At 71.6% G+C, this 25160-nt stretch carries 20 protein-coding genes and 1 riboswitch; of the genes, 12 read left to right on the top strand and 8 right to left on the bottom strand.

The window, feature by feature from the left end:
• Nucleotides 1-33: 33 nt before the first annotated feature.
• The 4 genes from DS079_RS06750 (at nt 34) to DS079_RS06765 (ending at nt 5129) form a co-directional block, all read left to right on the top strand.
• Nucleotides 34-2904, top strand: a complete 2871-nt coding sequence (locus DS079_RS06750) for a protein kinase family protein (protein ID WP_126985984.1) — start codon at nt 34-36, stop codon at nt 2902-2904.
• The gene (locus tag DS079_RS06755) at nt 2901-3467 is read left to right on the top strand and encodes a hypothetical protein (RefSeq protein ID WP_126985986.1); all 567 of its coding nucleotides are present in this window, start codon (nt 2901-2903) and stop codon (nt 3465-3467) included. The genes DS079_RS06750 and DS079_RS06755 overlap by 4 nt, the downstream gene beginning before the upstream one ends.
• A gap of 85 nt (nt 3468-3552) precedes the next feature.
• The gene (gene trxB / locus DS079_RS06760; protein WP_126985988.1) at nt 3553-4626 is read left to right on the top strand and encodes a thioredoxin-disulfide reductase; all 1074 of its coding nucleotides are present in this window, start codon (nt 3553-3555) and stop codon (nt 4624-4626) included.
• An 11-nt stretch (nt 4627-4637) separates the two neighbouring features.
• Nucleotides 4638-5129 carry a hypothetical protein gene (locus tag DS079_RS06765; protein ID WP_126985990.1) on the top strand — a complete coding sequence of 164 codons (492 nt, stop codon included), beginning with the start codon at nt 4638-4640 and terminating at the stop codon, nt 5127-5129.
• Between the two features lie 3344 nt (nt 5130-8473).
• Here DS079_RS06765 and DS079_RS06770 read toward each other — a convergent pair.
• From DS079_RS06770 to rpmH, 8 genes are all read right to left on the bottom strand, one after another.
• Nucleotides 8474-10711, bottom strand: coding sequence for a ParB/RepB/Spo0J family partition protein (locus tag DS079_RS06770; protein ID WP_126985992.1), 2238 nt, complete (start codon nt 10709-10711; stop codon nt 8474-8476).
• An 85-nt stretch (nt 10712-10796) separates the two neighbouring features.
• On the bottom strand, nt 10797-11726 hold the full coding sequence (locus DS079_RS06775) for a ParA family protein (protein WP_224765401.1): 930 nt from the start codon (nt 11724-11726) through the stop codon (nt 10797-10799).
• Entirely contained in the window at nt 11713-12378 is a 666-nt protein-coding gene (gene rsmG, locus DS079_RS06780) for a 16S rRNA (guanine(527)-N(7))-methyltransferase RsmG (RefSeq protein WP_126985994.1), read from the bottom strand. The genes DS079_RS06775 and rsmG overlap by 14 nt, the downstream gene beginning before the upstream one ends.
• Nucleotides 12379-12386: 8 nt before the next feature.
• Nucleotides 12387-13052: a Jag family protein gene (locus DS079_RS06785; RefSeq protein ID WP_126985996.1), complete on the bottom strand. Its 666-nt coding sequence runs from the start codon at nt 13050-13052 to the stop codon at nt 12387-12389.
• Between the two features lie 64 nt (nt 13053-13116).
• A complete protein-coding gene (gene yidC, locus DS079_RS06790; RefSeq protein ID WP_126985998.1) occupies nt 13117-14220 on the bottom strand; it encodes a membrane protein insertase YidC in 1104 nt (367 codons plus the stop codon).
• An 85-nt stretch (nt 14221-14305) separates the two neighbouring features.
• Nucleotides 14306-14629, bottom strand: coding sequence for a membrane protein insertion efficiency factor YidD (gene yidD, locus DS079_RS06795; protein WP_082358693.1), 324 nt, complete (start codon nt 14627-14629; stop codon nt 14306-14308).
• A complete protein-coding gene (rnpA, locus tag DS079_RS06800; RefSeq protein WP_029360897.1) occupies nt 14626-14994 on the bottom strand; it encodes a ribonuclease P protein component in 369 nt (122 codons plus the stop codon). Before rnpA ends, yidD begins: the two co-directional genes overlap by 4 nt.
• A 35-nt stretch (nt 14995-15029) precedes the next feature.
• On the bottom strand, nt 15030-15167 hold the full coding sequence (rpmH, locus tag DS079_RS06805; protein ID WP_010552021.1) for a 50S ribosomal protein L34: 138 nt from the start codon (nt 15165-15167) through the stop codon (nt 15030-15032).
• A 449-nt stretch (nt 15168-15616) separates the two neighbouring features.
• Here rpmH and dnaA point away from each other — a divergent pair, with 449 nt between their 5' ends.
• The 8 genes from dnaA to ribH all read left to right on the top strand — a co-directional run bounded on the left by dnaA (nt 15617) and on the right by ribH (nt 25097).
• Complete coding sequence (gene dnaA / locus DS079_RS06810; RefSeq protein WP_126986000.1) at nt 15617-17317, top strand: chromosomal replication initiator protein DnaA; 1701 nt, start codon at nt 15617-15619, stop codon at nt 17315-17317.
• Between the two features lie 488 nt (nt 17318-17805).
• On the top strand, nt 17806-18930 hold the full coding sequence (dnaN, locus tag DS079_RS06815) for a DNA polymerase III subunit beta (RefSeq protein WP_126986002.1): 1125 nt from the start codon (nt 17806-17808) through the stop codon (nt 18928-18930).
• Nucleotides 18931-18949: 19 nt separating this feature from the next.
• Entirely contained in the window at nt 18950-20209 is a 1260-nt protein-coding gene (gene recF, locus DS079_RS06820; RefSeq protein ID WP_126986004.1) for a DNA replication/repair protein RecF, read from the top strand.
• A gap of 263 nt (nt 20210-20472) precedes the next feature.
• Nucleotides 20473-21021: a DciA family protein gene (locus tag DS079_RS06825; protein ID WP_234695663.1), complete on the top strand. Its 549-nt coding sequence runs from the start codon at nt 20473-20475 to the stop codon at nt 21019-21021.
• A 250-nt stretch (nt 21022-21271) separates the two neighbouring features.
• Nucleotides 21272-21401: riboswitch (FMN riboswitch) on the top strand.
• Nucleotides 21402-21515: 114 nt separating this feature from the next.
• Nucleotides 21516-22616 (top strand): bifunctional diaminohydroxyphosphoribosylaminopyrimidine deaminase/5-amino-6-(5-phosphoribosylamino)uracil reductase RibD, encoded by a 1101-nt coding sequence (gene ribD, locus DS079_RS06830; protein WP_126986006.1) that lies wholly within the window; start codon nt 21516-21518, stop codon nt 22614-22616.
• 17 nt (nt 22617-22633) lie between these two features.
• The gene (locus DS079_RS06835) at nt 22634-23272 is read left to right on the top strand and encodes a riboflavin synthase (RefSeq protein WP_126986008.1); all 639 of its coding nucleotides are present in this window, start codon (nt 22634-22636) and stop codon (nt 23270-23272) included.
• On the top strand, nt 23269-24618 hold the full coding sequence (gene ribB, locus DS079_RS06840) for a 3,4-dihydroxy-2-butanone-4-phosphate synthase (RefSeq protein WP_126986010.1): 1350 nt from the start codon (nt 23269-23271) through the stop codon (nt 24616-24618). Before DS079_RS06835 ends, ribB begins: the two co-directional genes overlap by 4 nt.
• Complete coding sequence (gene ribH, locus DS079_RS06845) at nt 24615-25097, top strand: 6,7-dimethyl-8-ribityllumazine synthase (protein WP_126986012.1); 483 nt, start codon at nt 24615-24617, stop codon at nt 25095-25097. Before ribB ends, ribH begins: the two co-directional genes overlap by 4 nt.
• The last annotated feature ends 63 nt before the right edge of the window (nt 25098-25160 follow it).

Raw genomic sequence — 25160 nt, forward strand, 5'->3', positions numbered from 1 at the left:
CATCGACCCGCCGGACGAGGAGAGGGAGGGTCCGTGAGCACGAACCCCGAGCAGGATGCACTGCACGCGAGGTGGACCCTCGAGGGCAGGATCCCGCTGTCCGGTGTGGCCGACGGCGCCGTCTGGCGCCGCGCCCGCTCCGTCGCGACCGGCGAGTCCGTGGTGCTGTTCATCGTCCGCGGCGAGGCCGCGCTCGAGGCGGCCGATGCGGTGCGCCGCGCCTATCTCGTCGAGGAGCCCCGTCTGCTGCCCGTCCGGGAGATCGTCGTGCTCGACGACCCCCGGGAGGAGTCCGACACCACCTCGACCGGTGCGCCCGAGGACGGGCCGACGACGGTCGTGGAGTACCCGATGCCTCCCGCCCCGCCGCTCGCGGCGCTGCTGACCGATGGCCCGATGCACCCCGAGACGGCGCGCGCGATCATCGGCGAGGCCGCGACCGGTCTCGAGGCCGCGAGGCGCCGCGGCGTGCGCCATCAGTTCCTCGACTCCAACCGCGTCTTCGTCGACGCCCGCTCCGGCGGCGTGCACATCCTCGGCATCGGCGTCGAGGCCGCCTCGCACCCCGGTCTGGACCGCTCCCGGGAGGTCGCCTCCTTCCAGGACACCGCGGCGCTGGTCGCGCTGCTCTACCGGGCGCTCACGGGCCGCACCCCCCAGCACGACGGCACCGGCACCGTGCCGCGGCCCTCGACGCTGGTGGACACCGACATCCCCGCGGACCTCGACCTGCTGTGCGACCTGGTGCTCAACGAGTCCGCCGACGACATCCCCGAGACCACCCGCGGGCTGATCGAGGCGCTCGAGCCGTGGCAGTCCATCCCGGTGACCTTCGAGGCGTATCCGCGCGGCGCCGCCGGCGGAGTGTCGGCGGCCGGAGCTGCGCCGGGCGACGGTGCGACGCCGAGCGATGGTCATGGCTCGGAGGCCGCTGCGGAGACCCCAGGGGCGGTCGGCGGCGAGTCCGGTGCCCGGGACACGCGGGAGGACGCGGAGCGGGGCGCCGCCGGTCCGGCCGTCGGGGCCGGCGCGGTGACAGGTGCCGCCGTGGTCGCGGGCGCGGGGGTGACCGGTGACGACGCCGGCTCCCGCCCGGATGCGGACGGCACCGGCGATGCCGGCTCCGACGCTGCTGATCACGCCTTCGGCGCCGCGTCGGCCGATGCCACCTCGGCTGATGCTGCCCGGGCCGAGAACGGCCCTGACGACGCCGAGCCCGCCGACGTCGAGCCCGGCGACGCCGCCGAGAGGACCGCGGCGCTGCCGCCCGTCGACGACGCCGCGGTGGGCACAGGCGAGGATCAGGTCGTCGACGAGCGGTCGGAAGACGCTCGAGTGGACGAGACGCAGGCCGCGGCGAGCGAGACCGCTTCGGTTCCCGCTGCGAGCGCAGCCACGATCGGCGAGGACCTGTCCGCGGAGGACGGCTCCTCCTCGAGCCAGGACGCCCCTGCCGGCGAGGAGACGCCTGCGGAGACCTCCGGGGAGACCCCTGCGGCGCCGCGGGAGGACCACTCCGCGGCGGCCGCGACCCTCGTGAAGGACCTGCATCTCGACGAGAAGCGGGGCACCAGCCCCTTCCCGGGCCACCTCGACATCACCCAGCTCCGTCGGCCCCAGGCGGAGGCCGCTCGGACGACCGACGCGGCGCAGGACTCCGCCGTGTCGGGAACCGGTGCGGTGGCCGCGGCGGGCCTCGCCGGAGCCGCCGGCGCGGCGGGAGCCGCAGGCGCCGCCGCGGCGCAGTCCGCGTCGACCCAGCAGTCCCCGTCGACCCAGCAGGCCCCGTCGGCAGGACAGTCCCCGTCGGCCGAGCCCGAGGCCACGCAGCAGGTCCCCTCGCGCACCTCGGGGACGCACTGGCCGCTGAGCCCCGCCGGTTCGCCCGCGGGCAGCGATGGGCGCGCCGAGCAGCCCGGGACCGGCGCGATCGCGCCGACGGCGGACCATGCCGCCCCCACCCCGTCGGTCGCTCCCCAGCCGTCCAGCGCAGCGGGGCCGAGCGGGACCGCGGGCGAGGACGAGCCCACCGCGGCGATGCCCGCCGTCGGCGCCGCCGCAGGACCCGCCGCGCACGAGACCGGGCCGATCGTGGTCCAGGGCCGTCGCAACTCCTACCTGGACAAGACCCCCGAGGAGACGACGATCCCGCACTCGCGCGGCTCCCTGCTGCGCGACGTGGTCGGCGTCGCCGTCGACGCCGACGATCCGGACACCTTCGCCCTCGGCCCCCGGGACCGTGAGAAGCGCTCCCTGCAGTCGCAGTGGATCGTCGTCGGCGGCGTCATCGTGGTGATGTTCGCACTGGTCCTCGCGGTCACCGCCATCACCCGCGACCTCCGCGAGATCATCGCCGACCCGCTGGCGACCGCCACGCCCCAGACCACCGCCCCCGTCGAGGAGGACACCGGCGAGGCGCCCGCCGAGCCGACCCCGACGGACACGGAGGAGCCGGAGCTGCCCGCCCCCGAGCTCACCGGCGTCGAGGTGTTCACCCAGGGCACCGACCTCGAGCCCGACAACGCCGATCAGCAGGACCGCATGACCGACGGTGACCCGGGGACCTTCTGGTCGACCAAGCACTACCAGAGCGCCGACTACGGCGGCCTCAAGGAGGGGACGGGCGTGCGCCTGACCTTCGCCGAGCAGTCCACGCTCAGGACCGTCAAGGTCACCACCGCGCGCAACAGCGGCGGGCTGATCGAGCTGCGGGCCGTGCACGACGACGGCTCCCTCGGCGACGTGCTCGCCAGCGGCGAGCTCGCCGGCGACGGCGAGGTACTTCTCGAGACCCCGGAGCCCGTCGAGGCCGACGAGGTCGCGCTGTGGATCCCGGAGCTGCCCCCGGACAGCAACGAGCAGGGCCGCTACCGCGCCCGCATCGCGGAGATCCAGGTCGGATGACCCCCCGCGATGTGCGCCGGGGGCCCGCACGACGTGCGGGCACCGGCAGGCCGCGCATCCGCTCGGTGCTCGGCATCCCGCTGCCGATGATGATCCTCGCCCTGATCATCGCGGCCCTGCTCGGCGTGCAGCTCGCCACCGCGCTGGAGCAGTCCACCACCAGCGCCTCCCACATGACCGGGGCCTCCGTCGACTCCGGCTCCGGCACCGGGAAGAATTCTGCCGGTCTGACCGTTGTCACGGAGGCGAGCGTCGGCACCGAGGTCCAACGGCTCGTCGACACCGGCACGATCCAGCCGATGACGAGCTTCGACGCCGCGCAGTGTCAGCAGGAGCAGGGCATCACCGAATCGATCCTGATCATGGAGGAGGTCTCATGGGGCGGGGAGGACACCAACGGCTGGCTGCTCGTCCACGGCCCCGTGGACCGCGACACCCTGCGCGCGAACGGCGGCATCATCTCCGCGACGGTCGTGCTTCCCACCTGCGGGACCGGCGCGAACGACGAGGACCCCGGACAGGACCGGCTCTGGGCCGGCCACGTGATGATCGGCCCGCTCTGACCCCGTCGGCCCCTCCGCAGGCCTCATACTGGACAGCGGTCCTCCCGCCGACCGCCTCCGCCCCATTCCACGGAAGGACACCCTCATGACCCAGCCGATCCAGGCCCTCAACATCCTCGGCGGCCCCGCACCGGCCGCGCAGCCGCTCGTGCAGCCCGTCGCGAACGACGACGGCACCGTGCACGAGGTCGTCATCGTCGGCTCCGGCCCGGCCGGCTACACCGCCGCGATCTACACGGCGCGCGCCGAGATGAAGCCGATCGTCATCGCGGGCGCCCTCGACGCCGGCGGCGCGCTCATGACCACCACCGACGTCGAGAACTTCCCCGGCTTCCCCGAGGGCGTGCAGGGCCCCGAGCTGATGGCCTCCTTCCAGGAGCAGGCCGAGCGCTTCGGCGCCGAGGTCGTCTACGAGGACGCCGTGGATCTGCAGCTCGACGGCGACGTGAAGAAGGTGACCCTCGAGGACGGCACCGTGTACCGCGCGAAGTCGCTGATCATCACGACCGGCTCCGCCTATCGCAAGCTCGGCATCGACGGAGAGGCGGACCTCTCCGGCAAGGGCGTCAGCTGGTGCGCGACCTGCGACGGCTTCTTCTTCAAGGACCAGGACATCGTCGTGGTCGGCGGCGGCGACAGCGCCGTCGAGGAGGCCACCTTCCTCACCCGCTTCGGCAAGTCCGTCACCCTCGTCCACCGCCGCGACGCGCTGCGCGCCTCGAAGATCATGGCGCGCCGCGCCGAGGCCGATCCGAAGCTCACCTTCGCGTGGAACAGCGAGATCGTGCGCATCAACGGCCGCGACAAGGTCGAGTCCGTGACCCTGCGCGACACCGTCACCGGCGAGGAGCGCGACCTCGTGACCTCCGCCGTGTTCGAGGCGATCGGCCACCTGCCCCGCACCGACCTCGTGCGCGGCAAGCTCGAGCTGGACGACGAGGGCTACATCGTCTGCCAGGGCCGCAGCACGTTTACCTCCGTGCCCGGCGTCTTCGCCGCCGGCGACGTCGTGGACCACACCTACCGCCAGGCCATCACCGCCGCAGGCACGGGCTGCCAGGCCGCGCTGGACGCCGAGCGCTGGCTCGCCGACCGCGCCGCCGGCATCGACGCCGCGGCCGACGCCGAGCAGCCCGTGGTGGAGGCCGTCTCGCAGTGACCGTCCCGGCGGTGCCCGAGCCGGCAGTGCCCGAGCCCGAGTCCCCCGTCCGCCCTCCTCGCGGCCCCTCCCGGGGGAGCGCGGGGAGGGCGGACGTCGTCCTGCCCGCGCAGCAGCGCGCCCACGGCAACGGCCCGCCTGACGCATCGCGGGACGCGGAGCGGGTGCCGGTCCTCGTGCTGGTGAGCGCGGACTGGGCGGCGCCGTCCCGGCCCGCCCCCACGCTGCTCAGGGAGCTCTCACGACGCTGGGGGACGTCCATGCGGTGCCTCCTCGTCGAGGATCCTGAGGACGCTTTCCTGGATCGCTGGGACATCGAGCACCTGCCCACCTGGCTCCGCTTCGTCACCGACGACGTAGACGGGGAGCAGAGCGAGCTGCACGGCCTCACCCCCGGGGGAGAGGAGCTCGTCCTGGGCGGCCCGTGGCGGCTCACGCACCGGCGCAGCGGAGCGCTGCCCAAGCACGTCGTGGACGCGGAGCTCGGACCCGAAGCCGGTTGAGGGGAGCCTCTGCGGCCGTGGGATCGCCGGCGGCCGCACCGGTCTCTCGAGACCGGGCTGTCGCGCCCGCGGGCAGGACGAGCTCAGCAGCCACGCCGTGTTCACGATCCAGTCGTGGTCGTCGCGACCGCGCGCGGGACGAGCTGTCGGGGGGCGACGTCCCGACACATGCTGCCGTGTCCGCATCTGGCTGCGCCCAGGCGAGGTCGACGCCGCGGCCAACGCGACGGACTCGCGCTGCGCCCGACGGAGCGTGTCATGCGAGGCGTCCTCCACGTCGTGTCAACCTAGGTGCAACCGCCCGCGCTGACGTGCATGGACGGTGTGTCCACATCGGTATTCACATGGTTATCCACAGAGCTGTCCTGGTCTTTCCACAAGGTTGTCCACAATTGAGTGTGGATGACGGTGGAACCTCTCTGACCACGACCTTCGTCACAGAAGTGCCCCTGACCTGCGGCTTCAGATGATCTCCGAGTCCTGCTGACGTCGGCCCGGGGATGTGCTACGGGAAGCTGCTGTATCGCAGGTCACATTCTGGACAGTTGGCCCGAAGAGGTTGTCCACAGGGTTCTGCACACTGTGCATGACCATAGAAGGTGCACGTGAATCACAAGGCGAGCGGCGGGAGCAGGCGCGCCGTACCGCGCCGCCCACGTGGGCGTCCGCCTCCTTCGTGCAGACATCGAGACTCCGAACAACAGCTCCGGGCTCCGTGCCGCACTCGCTCCGCGCGGGAGGCCGATGTCTCTCCCCGTGCACCAGAAGCGACGCTCTGTGCCCGATCCACAGGAGCCGCGCCGGCTCGAACAGCACAGGGGTCGGCGGTGGGAGGAGAGTGAGCAGGTCACGTGCGGCTCGCTCGGACAGGCTCCACTGGCCCGTCGATCATCACAGCGCCATGTTCGCTGTGAAACTCTCCTGATCTGTTGAGGTAGGCCTCCGCCGCCCGCGGGGTTGTCCCCTCAGCGATTCCCCGGGCGCGCCCGTGCACTGGTAGAGGGGTTTCACGACAAACGGCGTCTCGCCGGAGACACGCTCCCTTGGACGGAATACGCATGCGCTCAGGGCCGACGGAGGAAGCCTCCACGCCACGTGGGCAACGCGTTAGTCGTTGGTCATGAGGTACTGGAGATGCCACCGCCCCGGCGGTCCCTCCGCTCGGCTGGATGATCCATACAGCGGTTCCACGTGCAACGAACAGGGCCGAGAGCGCGCAGCGTGCAGAGCATGTACGGCGTGACGCCACTCCCGCCACGTCAGGGGGAGAGCCCTTCTGGTGAGACGGAGCCCCATGGTCGACAGCACGGGATGGGGAAGGTGAAGCAGCGCAGCGCAACTGACGACCAGCAGAGCCCACCTGCCGTTTCACGGGAAACCGATGGGCCTGCTGCGAGTGCAGGGGGGCCGCCTCGATGCTCTGCCGTAGAACGGTTTGACGTGAACCAGGCTCAGTCCCGGGGGGCAGCGCAACGCACAGCTCTGGACTGGGGCTCACGATGTGGAGTTCTGCACTCATCGGCGTTTCACGGGGAACGCTTCCACTCCCCACTGGAGGCGAGTCGCGGCACGAGATCGTCAGCTTCTCCTTGGATTCGCGCGATCCGACGTGCATCCACCGAGACGGGCCCTCAGAGTCGCCACTGGGAGGTTCCAGCACCATGTTTCACGGCAAACGCTGTCGTAGGACTGGCGGTTGAGAGCTCGTCTTCCCAAGAATGCAACCGGCAACATGGGATGAGCACGCGAAGCCTCCAGCCCAAGACACGGCGCTACATTTGTGCTTGATGCAGCCGGAAGCGGAGCTATACAGCATCACCATCACGAACAGCAGTTCCATGCGAAACCTCAAGGGCCGGGGTCCACCGGCGCACCTGGCAGTCGCTCGGATGCAGGCGGACGGACTCGCCACACAGTCGTCGCGATCGGCTGCGCCTGCCAACCCGATGTTTCACGCGAAACAAGGATCAGGGACACTACCCGTGCATTTCTGATGCGTGGCCCGCCAGACACTCAGGGTGAGCGGGAGAGTGATCGCGTCCTACTCTGCCCGGTCTAGATGCTGCTGCGCGCGCAGGAGGAGCGGGCGCGTCGGCTCGTTTCACGTGGATCCCCGCACTCACGATCACCACACCGCCGACTCGGTAATCCGCGACGACACCGCTCATGCCCGGACACGTGCGATTCACGGGAAACATCGGCGGCCCGAAAGTTCTGTGCTCCTCAGGGACGGGCTTTCCCTCGCTGCGCATACGTCGGTCGAAGTTCATGGAGTGAACACCGTTGACACCCCGGGGAGGGGGCGACCCTGTGAGGGTTCACGTGAAACCACGCCGCACCACGGTTTTGACGACACTTCCGACACCGGAACTCTGCCTATGACCCATGAGGCGTCGCGCGAAGCAGAATAAGAGCGGTCCGAAAGCCCTGGTCGGCGGACTTTGGCCAGCGTTTCGCGTGGAACAGTGCACTGGGCAAGTTGACATGACGGGATCACTGCGACGGATACGGCACTGTTCCCCGCGACGGACATCTTCCACGTGGGTACCACCGGCCCGGCAGAGGCGGGGCAGCTCGTCCCCCGCATACCGCGGACTCTCCTCCTTCGAGGATCGTGCACCGCGAGCCCTGGAACGCACGTCCCAGGACCAGGCGACTCGGTTTCCCGTGGAACTCCCCAGGGGAGCGAGTCAGCCGAGGCCAGCGTTGCATGAATGGCATCAGATGCTCGCACAGGCATCCTCAGGAGACCGGAGCATCTCAGTGCCGACACCTGCGGCCCTCGCAATCTGCAGCGGGGAGCCACATGTTTCCCGGGAAACCACGAGGGACCGAGGCACGTAAGGACTCCGCTTCCACAAGGGTGCACACATCTGTGGACAACCACTCTCCGGTGGAGAAGTGCAGTCCACAGAGTTGTACACAACGGTGGACAAGCTCCGTTCTGGACCCTGGCCTGCACCGATGGCGCGGATTCATCCCCCGGTACGAGGGCGACGCGGGGCTGGGGAAGGGGCTGCGGAGGGAAGAGGAAGACAGGTGCGTCCACACCGCGAGCACCGTACGGAGCTGACACACATAGCGTCTATGGCAGATCCGTGTTTACTGTGACACCGCTCACACTAGAGGAGGGACCCTTTCGCTGAAGGGTCCCCTCGGGATGCTGGTATTCCTCGCGGGCGAACGCGGAGTTTGACCGGCGGGAGGGGGACGGGACGAGCACGCTCTCGTCGGTCAGAAGAGGAGCGCGCTCGTCATCGGGACGACGGCATGGCGCACGTTCCACACCGCAGCACGTCAGCGCTGCAGCGAGCGGGTGCGGAACGGACTCCGCACTCCCCGAGTCACTCCGGGGCCGGGAGCTCCAGGCCCATGTTCTCGATGAGGCGCTCGAGGTCCTCGAGGTTCGTGAACTCGAGGGTGATCTTGCCCTTGCGCTTGCCCACATCGATCCGCACAGGCGCCTCGAGGCGGTTCGACAGCCGGCTCGTCAGGTCCACGACGTGCGGATCGTAGGTGCTGCGGCGAACGGTGCGGGGAGCCTGCTGCTGTCCGCCGCGTGCCACCAGACGCTCCACGGCGCGCACGGAGAGGCCCTCGCTCACGATCCGCTGGGCCAGCTCCTCCATGAGGGTCGGATCGTCCAGAGAGAGCAGCGCACGGGCGTGGCCGGCGCTGATCGCTCCGCTGGCGAGACGGCGCTGCACGAGGGCGGGGAGCCGCAGCAGGCGGAGCGTGTTCGTGATCTGCGGGCGCGAGCGCCCGATGCGCTCTCCCAGCTCGTCCTGCGTGCACCCGAAGTCGTCGAGCAGCTGCTGGTAGGCGTTCGCCTCCTCCAGCGGGTTCAGCTGGGTGCGGTGCAGGTTCTCGAGGAGCGCGTCGCGCAGGAGGTCGTCGTCGCTGGTCTCGCGGATGATCGCGGGGATGGCGGTGAGACCGGCACGGCGGGCGGCGCGCCACCGGCGCTCGCCCATGACGAGCTCGAAGGACTCCCCGTCCTCGGTGACCGGGATCGGGCGCACCACGACGGGCTGCAGCACGCCGACCTCGCGCAGCGAGTACGCGAGCTCGTCGAGCTCCTCCTCGTCGAACATCGTGCGCGGGTTGCGGGGGTTCTCCCGGACCTCGTGGATCGGGATCTCCGCGAACTCCGCGCCAGGGACGCTGACGAGGCCCTGGCTCGCGAGAGGAGCTCGCTCCGAGCCGGCGGCGGACTGGTCGGCAGCGTCGGAAGGCGCTTCCCCGGCGTCATCGCGCGCATCCCCATCGGGACCGACCGCAGCTGCGTGCTCGGAGTCCGTCTCAGCGGGCTCGTCGGTCGCAGGGTGCTCGCCGGCCGGCGCGGAGCTGTTCTGAGCGGCAGGGGCTTCCTGAGGGGCGGCAGCAGGCAGCTCGGTCGTGGAGGGCTCGGCAGGCGCTGCCGGCTCGGCGTCCTCCGACGGGGCGGTGTCGCGCACTCGGGTGTACTCGACCGCCTCGACGTCGACGATCGGGCTGTCCTCGCCGCGCAGGGGGGCCTCCGACTCCGCGGAGCCGGCCTGCGGAGCCTCCTCCGGCGCGTCATCGGTCTCGGACTGCGCATCCTGCGCACTCGACGCCGGGGCCGTCGCCTCGTTCTCTGCGGCGGCAGGAGCGGCCTGCGAAGAAGCCTGCTCCTGCTCGGCCGACGAGGAGGCGACGGTCGGGACCTCGTCGGTCCTGACCGGAGCGGTCTCGTCGACTGCTCCGCCCGTCGCGGGGGCGGGGGTGGGAGTGGTCGGCGCCGAGGTGGGCCGAGCGGTCGCGCTCGCGTCCTTCGAGGCGGCGGTGCCCTCCGCGGTGCCGGTCGAGTCGGCGGCAGCCGTGGGCACGGCCGCGCTCTTCGCGCCGGTGGATCGCTTCGCCGGGGAGGAGGCGCCCTTCGAGCTGGAGGTGCTCCTCGCGGGCGAGGAGGTCCTGGACGAGGAGGTGCTCTTGGCAGTCCCGGTGCTCTTCGCGGCTCCTGAGCGCTTCGCGGTCGTCGACGGCGCGGACGTCGCCGAGGTGCTCTTCGAGGCAGTGCTCTTCGACGCAGTGCTCTTCGCCGTCGTGCTCTTCGAGGTGGTGCTCTTCGACGTGGTGCCCTTCGAGGCGGTGCCGGAGTCCTTGGACGCGGTGCCCTTGGACGAGGTCGAGCGGGAGCCGGTGCCCGCCGAGCTCGACGTGCCGCGCTGTGCCGCCGTGCCCTTGGAGGTCGTCGAGGCCTCGGCGGCCGTCCCGGCGCCGGAACCGCTCGCGTCCGCGCCACCGGAGGAGTTCCCGGCTCCGGAGCGCTTCGCGGTCGACGAGCTGCCGGAGCGGCCCGCGGTGCGGCCGCGTCGCTCGGCGGCGGCGCGCGCCATGCCGGTCGCCAGGTCACGGGCGCCGCCCCGCTGGGGGGCGTCCTCGGAGGAGACCTTCTCGCCGGAGAAGAACATGTCCACCGGGCGCGTGCTCGACGCGGCGGAGCTGCCCTCCTCCTGCGGACGGGTGCGCGTGCGCAGCTCCTGCTCAGGAGCGGGCGAGGAGCCTGCCCCCGGGATCAGGGCGCCGAGACCTCTGCCGAGTCCTCGCTTCTGCGTCATGGCCGTTGTCCTTCCGAGAAATGTCGTCACCGTGGGGGTGACCTCCGTGCCGGGCGCGACATCGCGCGGTGAGGGGAGGTCGAGGTCAGGGAGCGGGCCGGGAGTTCAGCTCGAAGGCCGCCGCCCGGTAGGCGAGCGCCCCGCTGGAGCCGGGATCGTAGGTGAGCACGGTCTGGCCGTAGCTCGGCGCCTCGGAGATCCTCACCGATCGCGGGATCGTGGTCTCGAGGGTCTGGTCGGGGAAGTGGTCCCGCACGTCCTGGGCGACCTGTGCGGCGAGGCGCGTGCGCGCGTCGTACATGGTCAGCAGGATCGTGGAGACCACGAGATCCGGGTTCAGGTGCTGCCGGATCAGGTCGATGTTGTTCAGCAGCAGCGTCAGGCCCTCGAGCGCGTAGTACTCGGCCTGGATCGGGATCATCACCTCACGGGCCGCGACCAGCGCGTTGACCGTGAGCAGGCCGAGGGAGGGCGGGCAGTCGACGAGCACGTAGTCCAGGCGGGGCAGGCCCTGGGCCTCCCGCTCCTCGAGGTGCTCGCGGATGGCGTTGCGCAGCCGGTTCTCGCGGGCGACGAGGGAGACCAGCTCGATCTCGGCGCCGGAGAGATTGATCGTCGCGGGGGCGCACTGCAGGCGCTCCATGTCCGGGACGTCCTGGACCACCTCGGACAGCGGCGCGGACTCGACCAGCACCTCGTACATGCTGGGCACCTCGGCATGGTGCTCGATGTTCAGCGCCGTGGAGGTGTTGCCCTGCGGGTCGGCGTCGATCACGAGCACGTGCAGGCCGCCCATGGTCAGCGCGGCCGCGAGGTTCACGGTGGTGGAGGTCTTCCCCACCCCGCCCTTCTGGTTCGCGATGGTCACGATCCTGGTGTGCTCGGGGGAGGTGAACTCGACCTCCTCCAGCTGCCGGCGGCGGGCGTGGTCCCGGGTGAGCTCGCGCATCAGCGGGGTGTCGTCCATCGACCCCGCCCCCTGGGAGGAGCCCTCGCGCTTCTCAGCCACGCGCATCTCCCTTCCTGCTCGCCTTCGGCCGGCGACGCACTTGGACCACTGTAGTGGGAACCTCGACCTCGCCCATCCCGTACCGGGTGATGGTGGGGTCGATCCCGCCGAGCTTCGTGAGCACCTTCTGGGCCCTCTCGATCTCGTCGGCGGCCGAGGAGCCCTTCATCGCCAGCAGCAGCCCCTCCTCCTCCACCAGCGGGAGGGTCCAGCGGGCCAGCTTGTCCAGCGCCGCGACGGCCCGGGCGGTGACCACCTCGAACTCCCGCTCGCCGTGCAGCTCCTCGGCACGGGCGCGGACGACCTCGAGGCCGAGGCCGAGCTCGGCGTCGACCTCCTCCAGCCAGGTGGTGCGACGCTGCATCGTCTCGATCAGCATCACCTGCAGCTCAGGGCGGGCGATCGCGATCACGACGCCGGGCAGCCCGGCCCCGGAGCCGACGTCGGCCAGGGTCCTGACCGACGAGTCGATGGCGTCGGCCATCAGCGCGCAGTTGAGCAGGTGGCGCTCCCAGAGCCGCTCCACCTCGCGCGGTCCGATCAGACCGCGCTCGGGACCCTGCTCGGCGAGCAGGGCGGCGAAGCGCTCGGCGAGCTCGAGCCGGTCGCCGAAGAGGCGCTCGGCCAGGGGTCGGAGCGATGCGGGGAGCGTCGTCACGGCAGGCCTCAGGACGTCGGGTAGATCACGACGTGACGGCCCTTGCCGTCGCCGTCGGACTCGGAGCGCAGCCCCTCGCGCTTGGCGACGTCATGGGCGACCTTGCGCTCGAAGGGGTTCATCGGCCGCATCGGGACCGGCTGCCCGGACTCCTTCGCCTCGGCGATCGCGGAGGCGGCGAGCTCCTCGAGTCCGCCCTTGTGCTCGGCACGGAAGCCGCCGATGTCCAGCATCAGGCGCGACCGGGCGCCGGTGCGGGTCTGGACCGCGAGGCGCGCGAGCTCCTGCAGGGCGTCCAGCAGCTCGCCCTTGGGGCGGTTCAGCTCCGCGAGACGGTCCGCGCCGCGGATCTCCACGGAGGCGCGGTCGCCGTCCACGTCGATGTCGATGTCGCCGTCGAGGTCCGCGATGTCCAGCAGCTCCTCGAGGTAGTCGGCGGCGATGTCGCCCTCCTCCTCGAGGCGGCGCAGGCGCTCCTCGTCGGACTCGCCGTCGGACTCGTCCTCGGACTCGCTCTCGACCGCGTCCTGCGTCTCGGCGGCCTCGGCGGAGCCGGCGGAGTCCGCGGGGGCGGCGGTCTCCGCGGCCTCGGCGGCCGGGGCGTCCGTGCCCTCGTGCGCCTGCCGGGCGGCGGTCTCGTCGGCCGACGACGGATCGGTGATGGTCTCGTTCATTCAGGGTCCTCCGGGAATGCAGGGATGGACGACCCGGGAGCGACCGTGCTCCCGGGCCGTGAGGTCACTTCTTCCGCTTCTTCTTGCCCTTGTCCAGGGGGGAGCTCTTCGGCGGGGGCACCGGGAAGTCACCGGACTCCTCCTGCGCCCTGCGCCGCTCCTCGGCGGCCTTGGCGCGGGCCTCGCGGGCGCGCTGCAGCTTCTCCTCGTCGGAGAGCTTCTTGCCGCCCTTGTTCTTGGAGGTGGGCTGTACGCGGATGTTCCGCTCGGGCTCCGGATCGGGCTCGGCGACCTTCTTCGGCGGGGTGAAGTCCAGCGGCTCCAGACCCTTCCGCTCGCGCTTGGCGTTGATGCGCTCCTGGCGCTCCTTCTCCGCGTCGGAGCCGGGGGTGGGGGTCGCGCGGATGACGATGTACTGCTGGACGAAGGTCCACACGTTGGTGGTCAGCCAGTAGATGAGCACACCGATCGGCATGCCCGGCCCCGTGATCACGTAGATGAACGGGAGCATGTACAGCATCATCTTCTGGGTGCTGGCCATGGGGCCCTCGAGGGCGGCCTTGGGCATGTTCTTCATGGTCAGCGACTTCTGGGTGAAGAAGGTGACCGCGCACATCGCCGCGATGATGATGCCGGCGACGATCTTGGTGGTGATCCCGCCGTCGCCGGAGTTCAGGAAGCTGTCGGCGATGGTGACGTTGCCGAGGATGGTCGAGTTGCTGGCGCTCTGGGCCAGCTCGGTGGTCAGGGGCCCGAAGGGCTTCCCCTCGGCCGCGTCGGGCAGCTTGTTGAACAGCACCCGGAACAGGCCGAAGAAGATCGGCATCTGGAGCAGCACCGGCAGGCAGGAGGAGAACGGGCTGGCGCCGGCCTCCTTGTAGACCGCCATGGTCTCCTCGGCCATCTTCTGCCGGGACTCCTGGTCGGTCTTGCCCTTGTACTTCTTCTGCACCGCCTGCAGCTCGGGCGAGACCATCTGCATCGCGCGCGAGGCGCGGATCTGGCGCACGAACAGCGGGATGATCAGGGTGCGGACCACGGCGGTGAGCCCGACGATGGACAGCACCCAGGTGATGCCCGAGTTCGGATCCATGAACAGCGACAGCACCGCATGGAACTTCACCATGAGCCATGCGACGGCCCACTCGATCGGATACAGGGGATTCATCGGCCTGGTCTTCCTGCCGCACGGATGCGCATGTCGTTCATGCGAGGTGCCGGCTGTGGTCGGGAGTCTCGGACAAGGGTAGGCCCTAGGGGGCCGGGTGCCGCAGTCGGCGTGGATTGCTCCACATGCCCGGCGCCGGGACCGGATCGAGGCCCCCGCGGGTCAGGGGGTTGCAGCGGAGGATCCGCCAGGTGGTGAGCAGGATCCCCTTGAGGGCCCCGTGCGTGCGCAGGGCGTCCATGCCGTACTGCGAGCAGACGGGGTCGTACCGGCAGGCGGGCGGGGTGTACGGCGAGATGCCCACCTGGTAGCCGCGCACCGGCAGCATCAGCAGCCGGCGCGGCAGGCGGCCCAGGCGCCGCAGCGCGCCCTCGCGACCTCGCGCGCGCTCCGGCGGGACGCCGCTCACCGCGACCGCTCCTCGCGGCGGGCGAGCTTGCGGGAGGCGGAGGCGAGCGCCGAGTCCACGTCCTCGCGGAGCTCGGCGAAGGGCTGAGCCTCGATGCCCGGCAGCGCCCGCAGCACGATCGCGCTGCCGGCGGGGAGGGTCTCGAGATGCGGGCGCACGATCTCGCGCAGGCGCCGGGTGACGCGGTTGCGCACCACGGCGTTGCCGATCTTCTTGGACACGACGAATCCCACGCGGGGTGCCTCCTCCTCCTGCGTGAGCAGGGTCAGGTGCACGACCACGTGGGATCGAGCGCTGCGCGCGCCACCGCGGGTGACCGCACGGAACTCGTCGCCGCTGTGGAGCCGGCGACTAGACCAGTACACGACGACGTGACGCCTCGGCCCTGGTCACCGTCGTCTCAGGCGGAGAGCTCGGCGCGGCCCTTGGCGCGACGGGCGTTCAGGATGCTGCGGCCGGCGCGGGTGCGCATGCGGGCGCGGAAGCCGTGCTTCTTGGCGCGGCGGCGGTTGTTCGGCTGGAACGTGCGCTTGCTCATGGTTCTCCTCGATCGTGGGCACGGGCGTGCCCCTCGCGGTGGCGTGTGGTCTGCTGCGCGAACGGATGTCCGGGCGCACCCGCCGGGGCGGGGCGGCTGCCGTGTCCCACATCGGGACGGTGCCGTCGGGCGGCGCGCAGCGCTGACTGCACGATTTTAGGCGCGGGGGTGCACGGGGTCAACGGAGGAGCCCCGTTGAGGGCCGGTTGTGGCCCGATTCTCACTTCCGGGGGCGTGTCGTGACGGCCCCGAGGGCCCGTCGTGCCCTTCGGGTCCTGTCCCTCCGACCCAGCGACGCCCGACGGGGCGGCGCCGCTCACATCGTCACGGTCGTCCCGGTCACGTCGGAGGCGGTTCCCCGACCTGTTGTCCACATCAGCGATCCACAGCGGTGAGGATAATGTGGAAAACTGTGGCGACCCGCGCCCGAGACCTGAGGGGGACACCTGATGCCGGAGGCGAACGCCGACGCGATCTGGGACAGCACGCTGAGCATCCTGCGCCGCGACGACACCGTCTCCCAGCGTGTGATGGCCCTGCTCACCCTCTCCCGCCTGATGGCCGTGGTCGCGGACACCGCCCTGCTCGCCGTGCCCTCCACCTCGGCGAAGGAGCTGATCGAGAACCGGATCGCGGGCTCCCTGAAGGCCGCCCTCAGCGAGGCCACCGGCAAGGACCTCCGCTTCGCCGTGACGGTCGACGAGTCGCTGCTGCTGGAGGGGGACGACGAGGACGAGGCCCCTGCACCGCCGCTGACCTCCTCCTCGACCGCCCGCAGTGCACATCCTGTGGACAACGATGTGGACAGTTCCACGGGGGGTGTCCACACCCCGCCCTTCCGTCGTGGACGGGGCTCCGTGCTCCCCTCCGAGCCCGCCTCCGGCCGGCCCGCGCTGCCCTCGAGCAGCACCCCGGACTCGGCCGCCTCCGCCGCCTCGCGCTTCGGCCGCGGGGAGGACGAGTTCCACGGCTCCGCGGCCGACGATCCCAGCGCCTATGCGGGGATGTCCGCCCTCAGCGGCGCCTCCGCCCCCTCCCCGGGACCGGCGCCGCCCCGCCCCGCCCCCGCCGGCGGCGCCTTGACCCTCGGCGAGGACTCGCGCCTGAACAGCAAATACACCTTCGACACCTTCGTGATCGGCTCCTCGAACCGCTTCGCGCAGGCGGCCGCGTCGGCCGTCGCGGAGACGCCCGCGAAGGCGTACAACCCGCTGTTCATCTACGGCGGATCCGGTCTGGGCAAGACCCACCTGCTGCACGCGGTGGGCCACTACGCCCAGAGCCTCTACCCCGACGTGGTGGTGCGCTACGTGAACTCGGAGGAGTTCACCAACGAGTTCATCAACTCAGTGCAGTCCGGCCAGTTCGGCAAGGCGCAGGAGTTCCAGCGCCGCTATCGCGACATCGACATCCTGCTGATCGACGACATCCAGTTCCTGCAGCGAGCGCCGGAGACGATGGAGGCGTTCTTCCACACCTTCAACACGCTCTACAACTCGGACAAGCAGATCGTGATCACCTCGGACCTGCCGCCGAAGGAGCTCGGCGGCTTCGAGGACCGGATGCGCTCCCGCTTCGAGATGGGCCTGATGACGGACGTGCAGCCGCCGGACCTCGAGACCCGCATCGCGATCCTGCGCAAGAAGGTCGCCCAGGAGAACACCGGCGAGGTGCCGCACGAGGTGCTGGAGTACATCGCCAGCCACATCGCCACGAACATCCGCGAGCTCGAGGGCGCCCTGATCCGCGTGCAGGCGCTGCACTCCCTCTCCCGCCAGCCGATGGACGTCACCCTCGCCGAGTCCGTGCTGAAGGATCTGCTCTCCCACGACGACGGCGCGCAGATCACCGCCTCGACGATCATCGCCCAGACCGCGACCTACTTCGGGCTCTCGGTGGAGGAGATCGTGGGCACCGGCCGCAGTCGGCGCCTGGTCTCCGCGCGGCAGATCGGCATGTACCTGTGCCGGGAGCTGACGGACATGCCGCTGATCCGCATCGGCGAGGAGTTCGGCGGCCGCGACCACACCACCGTCATGCACGCGAACAAGAAGATCAGCGAGCTGATGAAGGAGCGTCGGGCGATCTTCAACCAGGTCACGGAGCTCACGGCGAGGATCAAGAGCTCGAGCTCCTCGGCCCGGCAGTGACGCGGGAATGACGCGGCAGTGACGCAGCCGACCGCGTGAGCATGCCGGAGAATGTCATCCCAGGTCAGGCCGACGTTCTCCCCAATTGTGGATAACTCTGTGGACAGTGTGGAATGACGAGCATCTGCGCAGGAGCCGATGTGCATGGAGGAATGACAAGAATCTGACGGCGGCGGCGATCCGTGCACAGGTCGTGCACGAGCTTCCTGTGATTGTCGACGAGTCGTCCACGTCGACAGTGTCGGCTATGACCTGCTGAGATGTCGGTTATCCACGAGATCCACAGCCGTGATGATGAGGTCTGTAGGTTCTTGCTCGTCGTGGATGTGGAGGGCGGGGGGTCGGCAGCAGCGGCCGAGGAGCACGGAGGAGCAGGGGCGGAAGTCAAGGATCTGCGGCGGTGTGTCGTCGGACGGCTCCGAGAACCGATACGCTGTCCACCGTTCGATCACGATCAGGCTTTCGACCACTGTGAAGGAGTGGCAACGGTGAAGTTCCACCTCGACCGCGGCGTCCTCGGCGACGCCGTCTCCTGGGCCACCCGCACCCTCCCTGTCCGTCCGGCGATGCCGATCCTGCAGGGCGTGCGCATCGTCGCCGATGCGGGCGGCGAGCTGCAGCTCTCGACCTTCGACTACGAGGTCAGCGCCCAGATCCGTCTCGAGGCGGAGATCGAGCAGCCGGGCGAGGTGCTGGTCCAGGGGCGCATGCTCTCGGACATCGTCCGCGCCCTGCCGAACAAGGACGTCACCGTCGCGCTCGAGGGCACGAAGCTCCAGGTCCGCTGCGGCAGCGCCCGCTTCGCGCTCGCGACCCTCCCGGTCGAGGAGTACCCGCAGCTGCCCACCATGCCCCCGGTCGCCGGCACCGTCGCGGCCGACGTGTTCGCCGAGGCGATCTCGCAGGTCACCGTCGCGGCCTCGAAGGACGACACCCTCCCGCTGCTGACCGGCGTGAAGGTCGAGATCAGCGGCGAGACCATGACCCTGATGGCCACCGACCGCTACCGCCTGGCGCTGCGCGAGCTGACCTGGAACCCCTCGTCGCCCGGCGCCGAGCTCACCGCCCTGGTCCGCGGCCGCACCCTCCACGAGGTCGCCCGCTCGCTCGCGACCGGCGGCGGCGTCGAGATCGCGCTGTCCGACGAGGACTCCGCGAACCTGATCGGCTTCGAGGCCGGCGGCCGCCGCACCACCTCCACCCTCGTCGACGGCGACTACCCGCCGGTGCGACGCCTGTTCCCCGAGACCACCGCGATCACTGCCGTCGTCTCCACCGGCGCGCTGATCGACGCGGTCAAGCGCGTCTCCCTGGTCGCCGAGCGGAACACTCCCGTGCGCCTGTCCTTCTCCGAGGGCCAGGTCGCGCTCGAGGCCGGCGCCGGCGACGACGCCCAGGCCAGCGAGGTGCTCGAGGCACAGCTCGAGGGCGAGGACCTCGTCGTCGGCTTCAACTCGGGCTTCCTGCTCGACGGCCTCGGCGCGCTCGGCAGCGAGTTCGCCCGCCTGACCTTCACCGACTCGATCAAGCCCTCGGTGATGACCGGGCAGGACTCGCTCGAGGGCGAGCCCGACAACTCCTACCGGTACCTCATCATGCCGATGCGGATCTGAGGGAGGGCGAGCTCCCTCCGTGCACCTGACCGCGCTCGAACTCACCGACTTCCGCTCCTACCGGCAGCTGAGCCTGCCCGTCCGTCCCGGCATCACCGTCATGGTGGGCCCGAACGGGCAGGGCAAGACCAACATCGTCGAGGCGCTGTGGTACCTCGCGACGCTCTCGAGCCATCGCGTCCCCCACGACGCCGCGCTCGTGCACCGCGGCGAGTCCACCGCGATCGTCCGCGCGAGCTTCGAACGCGCCGGCCGGCCGCTGCAGATCGACCTCGAGATCACCCCCGGCAAGGCGAACCGCGCCCGGCTCCAGGGACAGAACGTCTCCCGGCTGAGTGACCTGCTCGGCGAGGTGCGGGCGGTGCTCTTCGCCCCGGAGGACCTGGGACTGGTCAAGGCCGATCCCGAGGGCAGGCGCCGCTTCCTCGACGAGCTCCTGTTCGAGATCGCGCCCCGCTTCGCCTCGATCAAGGCCGACTACGACCGGGTCCTCAAGCAGCGCGGCAACCTGCTCAAGCAGATGCGCTCGATGCGGCGCGGCGGCTCGGGACGCAGCGTCGGCGGGCTGGACCCGGCCGAGTCGGCGGCCTCCACGCTCGAGGTCTGGGACCAGCAGCTCGCCCGTCACGGCGCCGAGCTGCTGCGCGCCCGGCTCCACCTCGTGAACCGTCTGCGCCCCCACCTGGGGTACTCCTACCTGCGGGTCTCGACCGACGAGGGGGCCGAGCAGGCGCTCGACCTGCCCCCTGACCAGCGCGGCGAGGTCGCCTCCCCGGCGGACGTCCGCTACCGCTCCGACGTGCTCGACGAGCTCGGCGCCGCGCCCGGGGAGCTTCCCGGCACCCGCGAGATCCACGACGCCCTGCTCGCCCTGGTCTCCGCACGGCACGACGAGGAGATCGACCGCGGCACGAACCTCACCGGCCCGCACCGCGACGACCTGGAGATCCGCCTGCACGACTTCCCCGCGAAGGGCTACGCGAGCCACGGCGAGTCCTGGTCCCTCGCGCTCGCCCTGCGCCTGGCCAGCTACGACCTGCTGCGCCTCGAGGAGGGCGACCTCGGCGACGGCGAGCCGATCCTGATCCTCGACGACGTCTTCAGCGAGCTGGACGTCCATCGCCGCGAGCGGCTCGGCAGGATCGTCACCGACGCCTCGCAGGTGCTGATCACGACCGCGAACGACACCGACATCCCCGCCTCCCTCGACGGCGAGATCCACGTGGTCGACGTGACGCTCGGCGAGGCGGTCCCGCGCAGCGGGGGCGGGCTGCGATGAACGGCGGTGCTCCGCGCCCGAGGATCGCGAACCCGTACGGGCTCGGCACCTGGAGCGGGGCAGCGGCGGGGTCCGAGGAGCAGTCGACCTCGCCGACGGCTCCGGCTGCCGTGCCCGTGCGGGGCGGTGCCCGGAACGGGGACGGTGCCGAGCGTGCCCGCGGCGGAGCGCGGCCGGGCGGCGAGGAGGCTCGTGGGTCCGTCGCGTCCCGCTCCGGCGCACCGACGCCCGTCGGCCCCGGGGATCCCGACCGCGAGGAGCAGGTGCTCTACGATCCGCCGGACCTGCCGGCGCCGGCGGATCCCTTCGAGCTCGCCCGCCGCACCGTCAACCGCTCCCGTGCCGCCGCCCGCGACCGCGGCCTCTTCCCGATCTCCGCGAAGACGCAGGCCAGGGACGTGCGCGACCGGTCCGGCCGGGCGCCCGGCTACTCCGGCTCGCGCCCGGACCCGCGGGACCCGCAGGGCATCGAGCTGGTGCTGAAGAAGGTGCTGGGGAACCTCGGCTGGAACGCCGGGATGAGCACCGGACGGGTGCTGGACGAGTGGGACGAGATCGTCGGCGAGCGGCTCGCGACGCACTGCCGCCCGGTCTCCTTCGAGGACGGGGTGCTGGTGGTCAGCGCCTCCTCCTCGGCGTGGGCGGCGCAGCTGCGGATGCTCACCCCGCAGCTGATCACCACCATCGAGGAGCACGTCGGCTCCCACGTCGTCTCGGAGCTGAAGGTCACCGGCCCGGCCGCCGCCGAGCGCAGCTGGAAGAAGGGCCGACGGACGGTGACCTGGCGCGGACCCCGGGATACGTATGGCTGATCGACGTGCTGCGAGGGACGAGCGGTAGGAGATCAGCGGGTGGGTGGAGCCTGATCGACGTGCTGCGAGGGACGAGCGGTAGGAGATCAGCGGGTGGGTGGAGCCTGATCGACGTGCTGCGAGGGGCGAGTGGTAGGAGATCAGCGGGTGGGCGCCGGGTAGTGCGTCTGATGGATGGGCGGCGGCGTTCATCCGCCGTCATCCTCCCGGCCGACCCTGCTACGGTGTGCTCTCGACGAGCTGATGATGCTCGCGTGCACTGGGGTCGGTGAAATTCCGAGCCGGCGGTGACAGTCCGCGACCCGAGGGCCCATGGCCCGAGGCTGACCAGGTGGAACTCCTGGACCGACGGTGAGAGTCCGGATGGGAAGCGCACGCGGTCGACGTCGCCTGGCGTCCCTGCCGACCCTCCGGGCCCGGCCGGCGCCCCCGGTGACGTCGTCCCCTTACTTCCTCTCCCTCCGGGACCGCGAGCAGCGGACGGAGGAGAGGCCATGGACCCCGGCACCACGCAGGACGCTGCGAGGATCACCCCTGCGGAGATCGCCGCGTTGCGCCGCGCACTCGAGATCGCCGCGGACCCCGCTGTGCCGCTCGGCCCGAACCCCCGCGTCGGCTGCGTGCTCCTCGCCGCCGACGGGACGATCCTCGCCGAGGGCCATCACCGCGGGGCCGGCACCGCCCACGCCGAGGCCGACGCCCTCGCCCGTGCCCGGGAGCTGCCGGGTGCCCCCGCGGCCCTGCGCGGCGCGACGGCCGTGGTCACCCTCGAGCCCTGCGACCACACCGGTCGCACCGCCCCCTGCACCCAGGCGCTGCTCGAGGCCGGGATCGCCCGTGTCGTCATCGCGAGGCGCGACCCGAACCCGCAGGCCGCAGGCGGCATCGACCGCCTGCACGCGGCCGGGGTCGAGGTCGTCGGCGACGTCCCCGCCGAGCTCGCCGCCACCGCGGCGGCCCTGAACCGAGGCTGGGAGCACGGCCTCGTCCATGCCCGGCCCCTGGTCACGGCGAAGACCGCGCTCACCCTCGACGGGCGCGCTGCCGCGGCCGACGGCACCAGCCGGTGGATCACCGGCCCCGCCGCCCGCGAGGAGGTGCACCGGCTGCGCACCACCTGCGACGCCGTCCTCGTCGGCACCGGGACCGCCCGCAGCGACCGCCCCACGCTCACGGCCCGTCGGCCGGACGGGACCCTGCACCCCCGCCAGCCGCTGCGCGTCGTGATGGGCACCTCCGAGGCGCCGGACCTTCCCGCCGTCGACGGGGCCGGCGAGGCGCTGCACCTGCCCACCCGCGACCCGTCGGCCGTGCTCGCGACGCTCTTCGACCGCGGGATCCGGCACGTGCTGCTCGAGGGCGGGCCCACCCTCGCCGCCGCCTTCCTCCGCGCCGGGCTCGTCGACGAGCTGATCGTGCACCTGGCCCCCACCCTGCTCGGCGCCGGCCGTCCCGGCGTCGCCGACCTCGGGATCACCACCCTCGCCCAGCGGCTCGACCTCGAGCTCACGGACGTCGCCTCGCTGCCCACCCCGGGCGGCGCGAGGGACCTCCGCCTCACCCTCCGTCCCCGCACCACCCCCGCCCCGGCCTGACCAGGAAGGACACCACCATGTTCACCGGAATCATCGAGGAGCTCGGCACCGTCGAGGCGCTCGACCTCGGCGCCGACCCCGCCGCCCTGCGGATCCGCTCCCCGCGCGTGCTCGAGGGCATCGCGCTCGGCGACTCGATCGCCGTGAACGGCTGCTGCCTCACCGTCACCGCCGTCGTCGGCGAGACGTGGAGCGCCGACGTCATCGCCACCACCCTCGCCGCGACCACGCTCGGCGAGCTCCGCCCCGGCGACCGCGTGAACCTCGAGCGCTGCGTGCGGGCCGACGGCCGCCTGGACGGGCACATCGTGCAGGGCCACGTCGACGGCGTCGGCGAGATCCTCTCCCGCGACGAGCAGGCCGGCACCACCCTCCTGCGCCTGCGCCTGCCGGGCGGCCTCTCCCGCTACGTGGTGCCCAAGGGCTCCCTCGCCGTGGACGGGGTCAGCCTCACCGTCGCCGCGATCGACGGCGACGAGGTCACCATCGGCCTGATCCCCGAGACCCTCGAGCGCACCACGCTGGGCACCCGCGCCGTCGGCGAGGGCGTGGACCTCGAGGTCGACGTGCTCGCGAAGTACGTCGAGAAGCTCACCGCCGGTCTGCTGCCCGCGGGCGCCCCGGAGGCCGTGACCGGGTCGGAGCAGGGACGATGACCGGCCTGCGCCTGGATCCCGTGCCCGCCGCGATCGCGGAGATCGCCGCCGGCCGGCCCGTCGTGGTGGTGGACGACGAGGACCGCGAGAACGAGGGCGACCTGATCCTCGCCGCCGCGACCGCCACCCCCGAGCAGGTCGCCTTCGCGGTCCGGCACTCGAGCGGGCTGCTGTGCGCGCCGATGAGCGCCGAGCGGGCCGACGCCCTCGAGCTGCCGCTGATGGTCGCCGCCAACGCGGACCCCTTCCGCACCGCGTACACGATCACGGTCGATGCGGCAGAGGGGGTCACCACCGGCATCTCCGCAGCGGACCGGGCTCGCACCCTCACCGTCCTCGCCGATCCCGGCTCCGTCCCGACCGACCTGATCCGGCCCGGGCACGTGCTGCCGCTGCGGGCGAAGGCCGGCGGGGTGCTCGAGCGGCGCGGCCACACCGAGGCCGCCGTGGACCTCACACGGATGGCAGGTCTGCCCGCGGTCGGGATGATCGTCGAGCTCATCCACGACGACGGCACCATGCAGCGCGGGCCTGCGCTGCGCGTCTTCGCCGACGAGCACGGCCTGGCGATGATCTCCATCGAGGACCTCGCCGCGCACCGGCGGGAGATCGGGGAGGCGGCGCCGCTCGCGTCGGCAGTGCCGTCGTCCGCACCGGCCGCACCGGCCGCCCCGGCGTCGGCCGCGTCGGCCGGGCCGGTCCCCGCTCTGCTCGAGTTCACCGAGGCGGTGCCGCTGCCCTCGGCCCACGGCGCCTTCCGCGCCCTCGCGGTGAGGGAGGGGACGGCGGAGCACCTGGTGCTCGTGGCCGGGGACGTCACCGGGGAGGAGCCCGTGCTCACGCGGGTCCACTCCGAGTGCGTGACCGGCGACGTGATCGGCTCGCTGCGCTGCGACTGCGGACCCCAGCTGCACGAGTCCCTCGCCCGGATCTCCGCCGCCGGCCGCGGCGTGCTGGTGCTGCTGCGCGGGCACGAGGGCCGCGGCATCGGCCTGGTCCAGAAGCTGCGGGCCTACGCCCTGCAGGACGCGGGCCGCGACACCGTCGAGGCGAACCTCGACCTCGGACTGCCCGTGGACGAGCGCAGCTTCGCCGCGGTCCCGCGGATCCTCGAGCACCTCGGCGTCACCGCGATCGACCTGCTCACCCACAACCCCGAGAAGGCCGACGCCCTGCGCGCCGGCGGCACGCGCGTGCACCGGGTCCTCGACCTCGAGGCCCACCCCACCCCCGAGAACCTCGCGTATCTCACCACCAAGCGGGACCGACTGGGCCACCACCTGACCGGGCTTCCCGCGCTCGATCCCACCACCACCCCTGTCACGACCCCCGGAGGAACCTCATGAGCGGCCACGGCGCCCCCACCCCCCAGATCACCGCCCGCCCCGACGCCCGCGTCGCGATCGTCGCCGCGTCCTGGCACGAGGAGGTGATGGACGGCCTGGTCGCCGGCGCCCTGCGCGCCTGCGCCGAGGCCGGCATCGACCATCCCACCCTGGTGCGCGTGCCCGGCTCCTTCGAGCTGCCCGTGGTCGCGGACCGCCTCGCCCGCAGCCACGAGGCCGTGATCGCCCTCGGCGTCGTGATCCGCGGCGGCACCCCGCACTTCGACTACGTCTGCTCCGCGGCGACCGACGGGCTCAGCCGGGTTTCCCTCGACCACGGCGTCCCCGTCGGATTCGGGCTCCTGACCTGCGACACCGACGAGCAGGCACGGGATCGGGCCGGCCTTCCCGGCTCCGTGGAGGACAAGGGGCACGAGGCGGCCGCGGCGGCGCTCGCCACCGCCGAGGTGCTCGCGGGGCTCCCGGACGCCGCCCGCTGAGCCCCGTGCGGTACGCCCGAGAGCGGACATCCCAGGCGCGCCTGTGCCGCCTCCGAACCCCCT

Origin of the sequence: Brachybacterium paraconglomeratum (assembly GCF_003994255.1) — a bacterium.
In the GTDB taxonomy this organism is placed as follows: Bacteria; Actinomycetota; Actinomycetes; order Actinomycetales; family Dermabacteraceae; genus Brachybacterium; species Brachybacterium conglomeratum.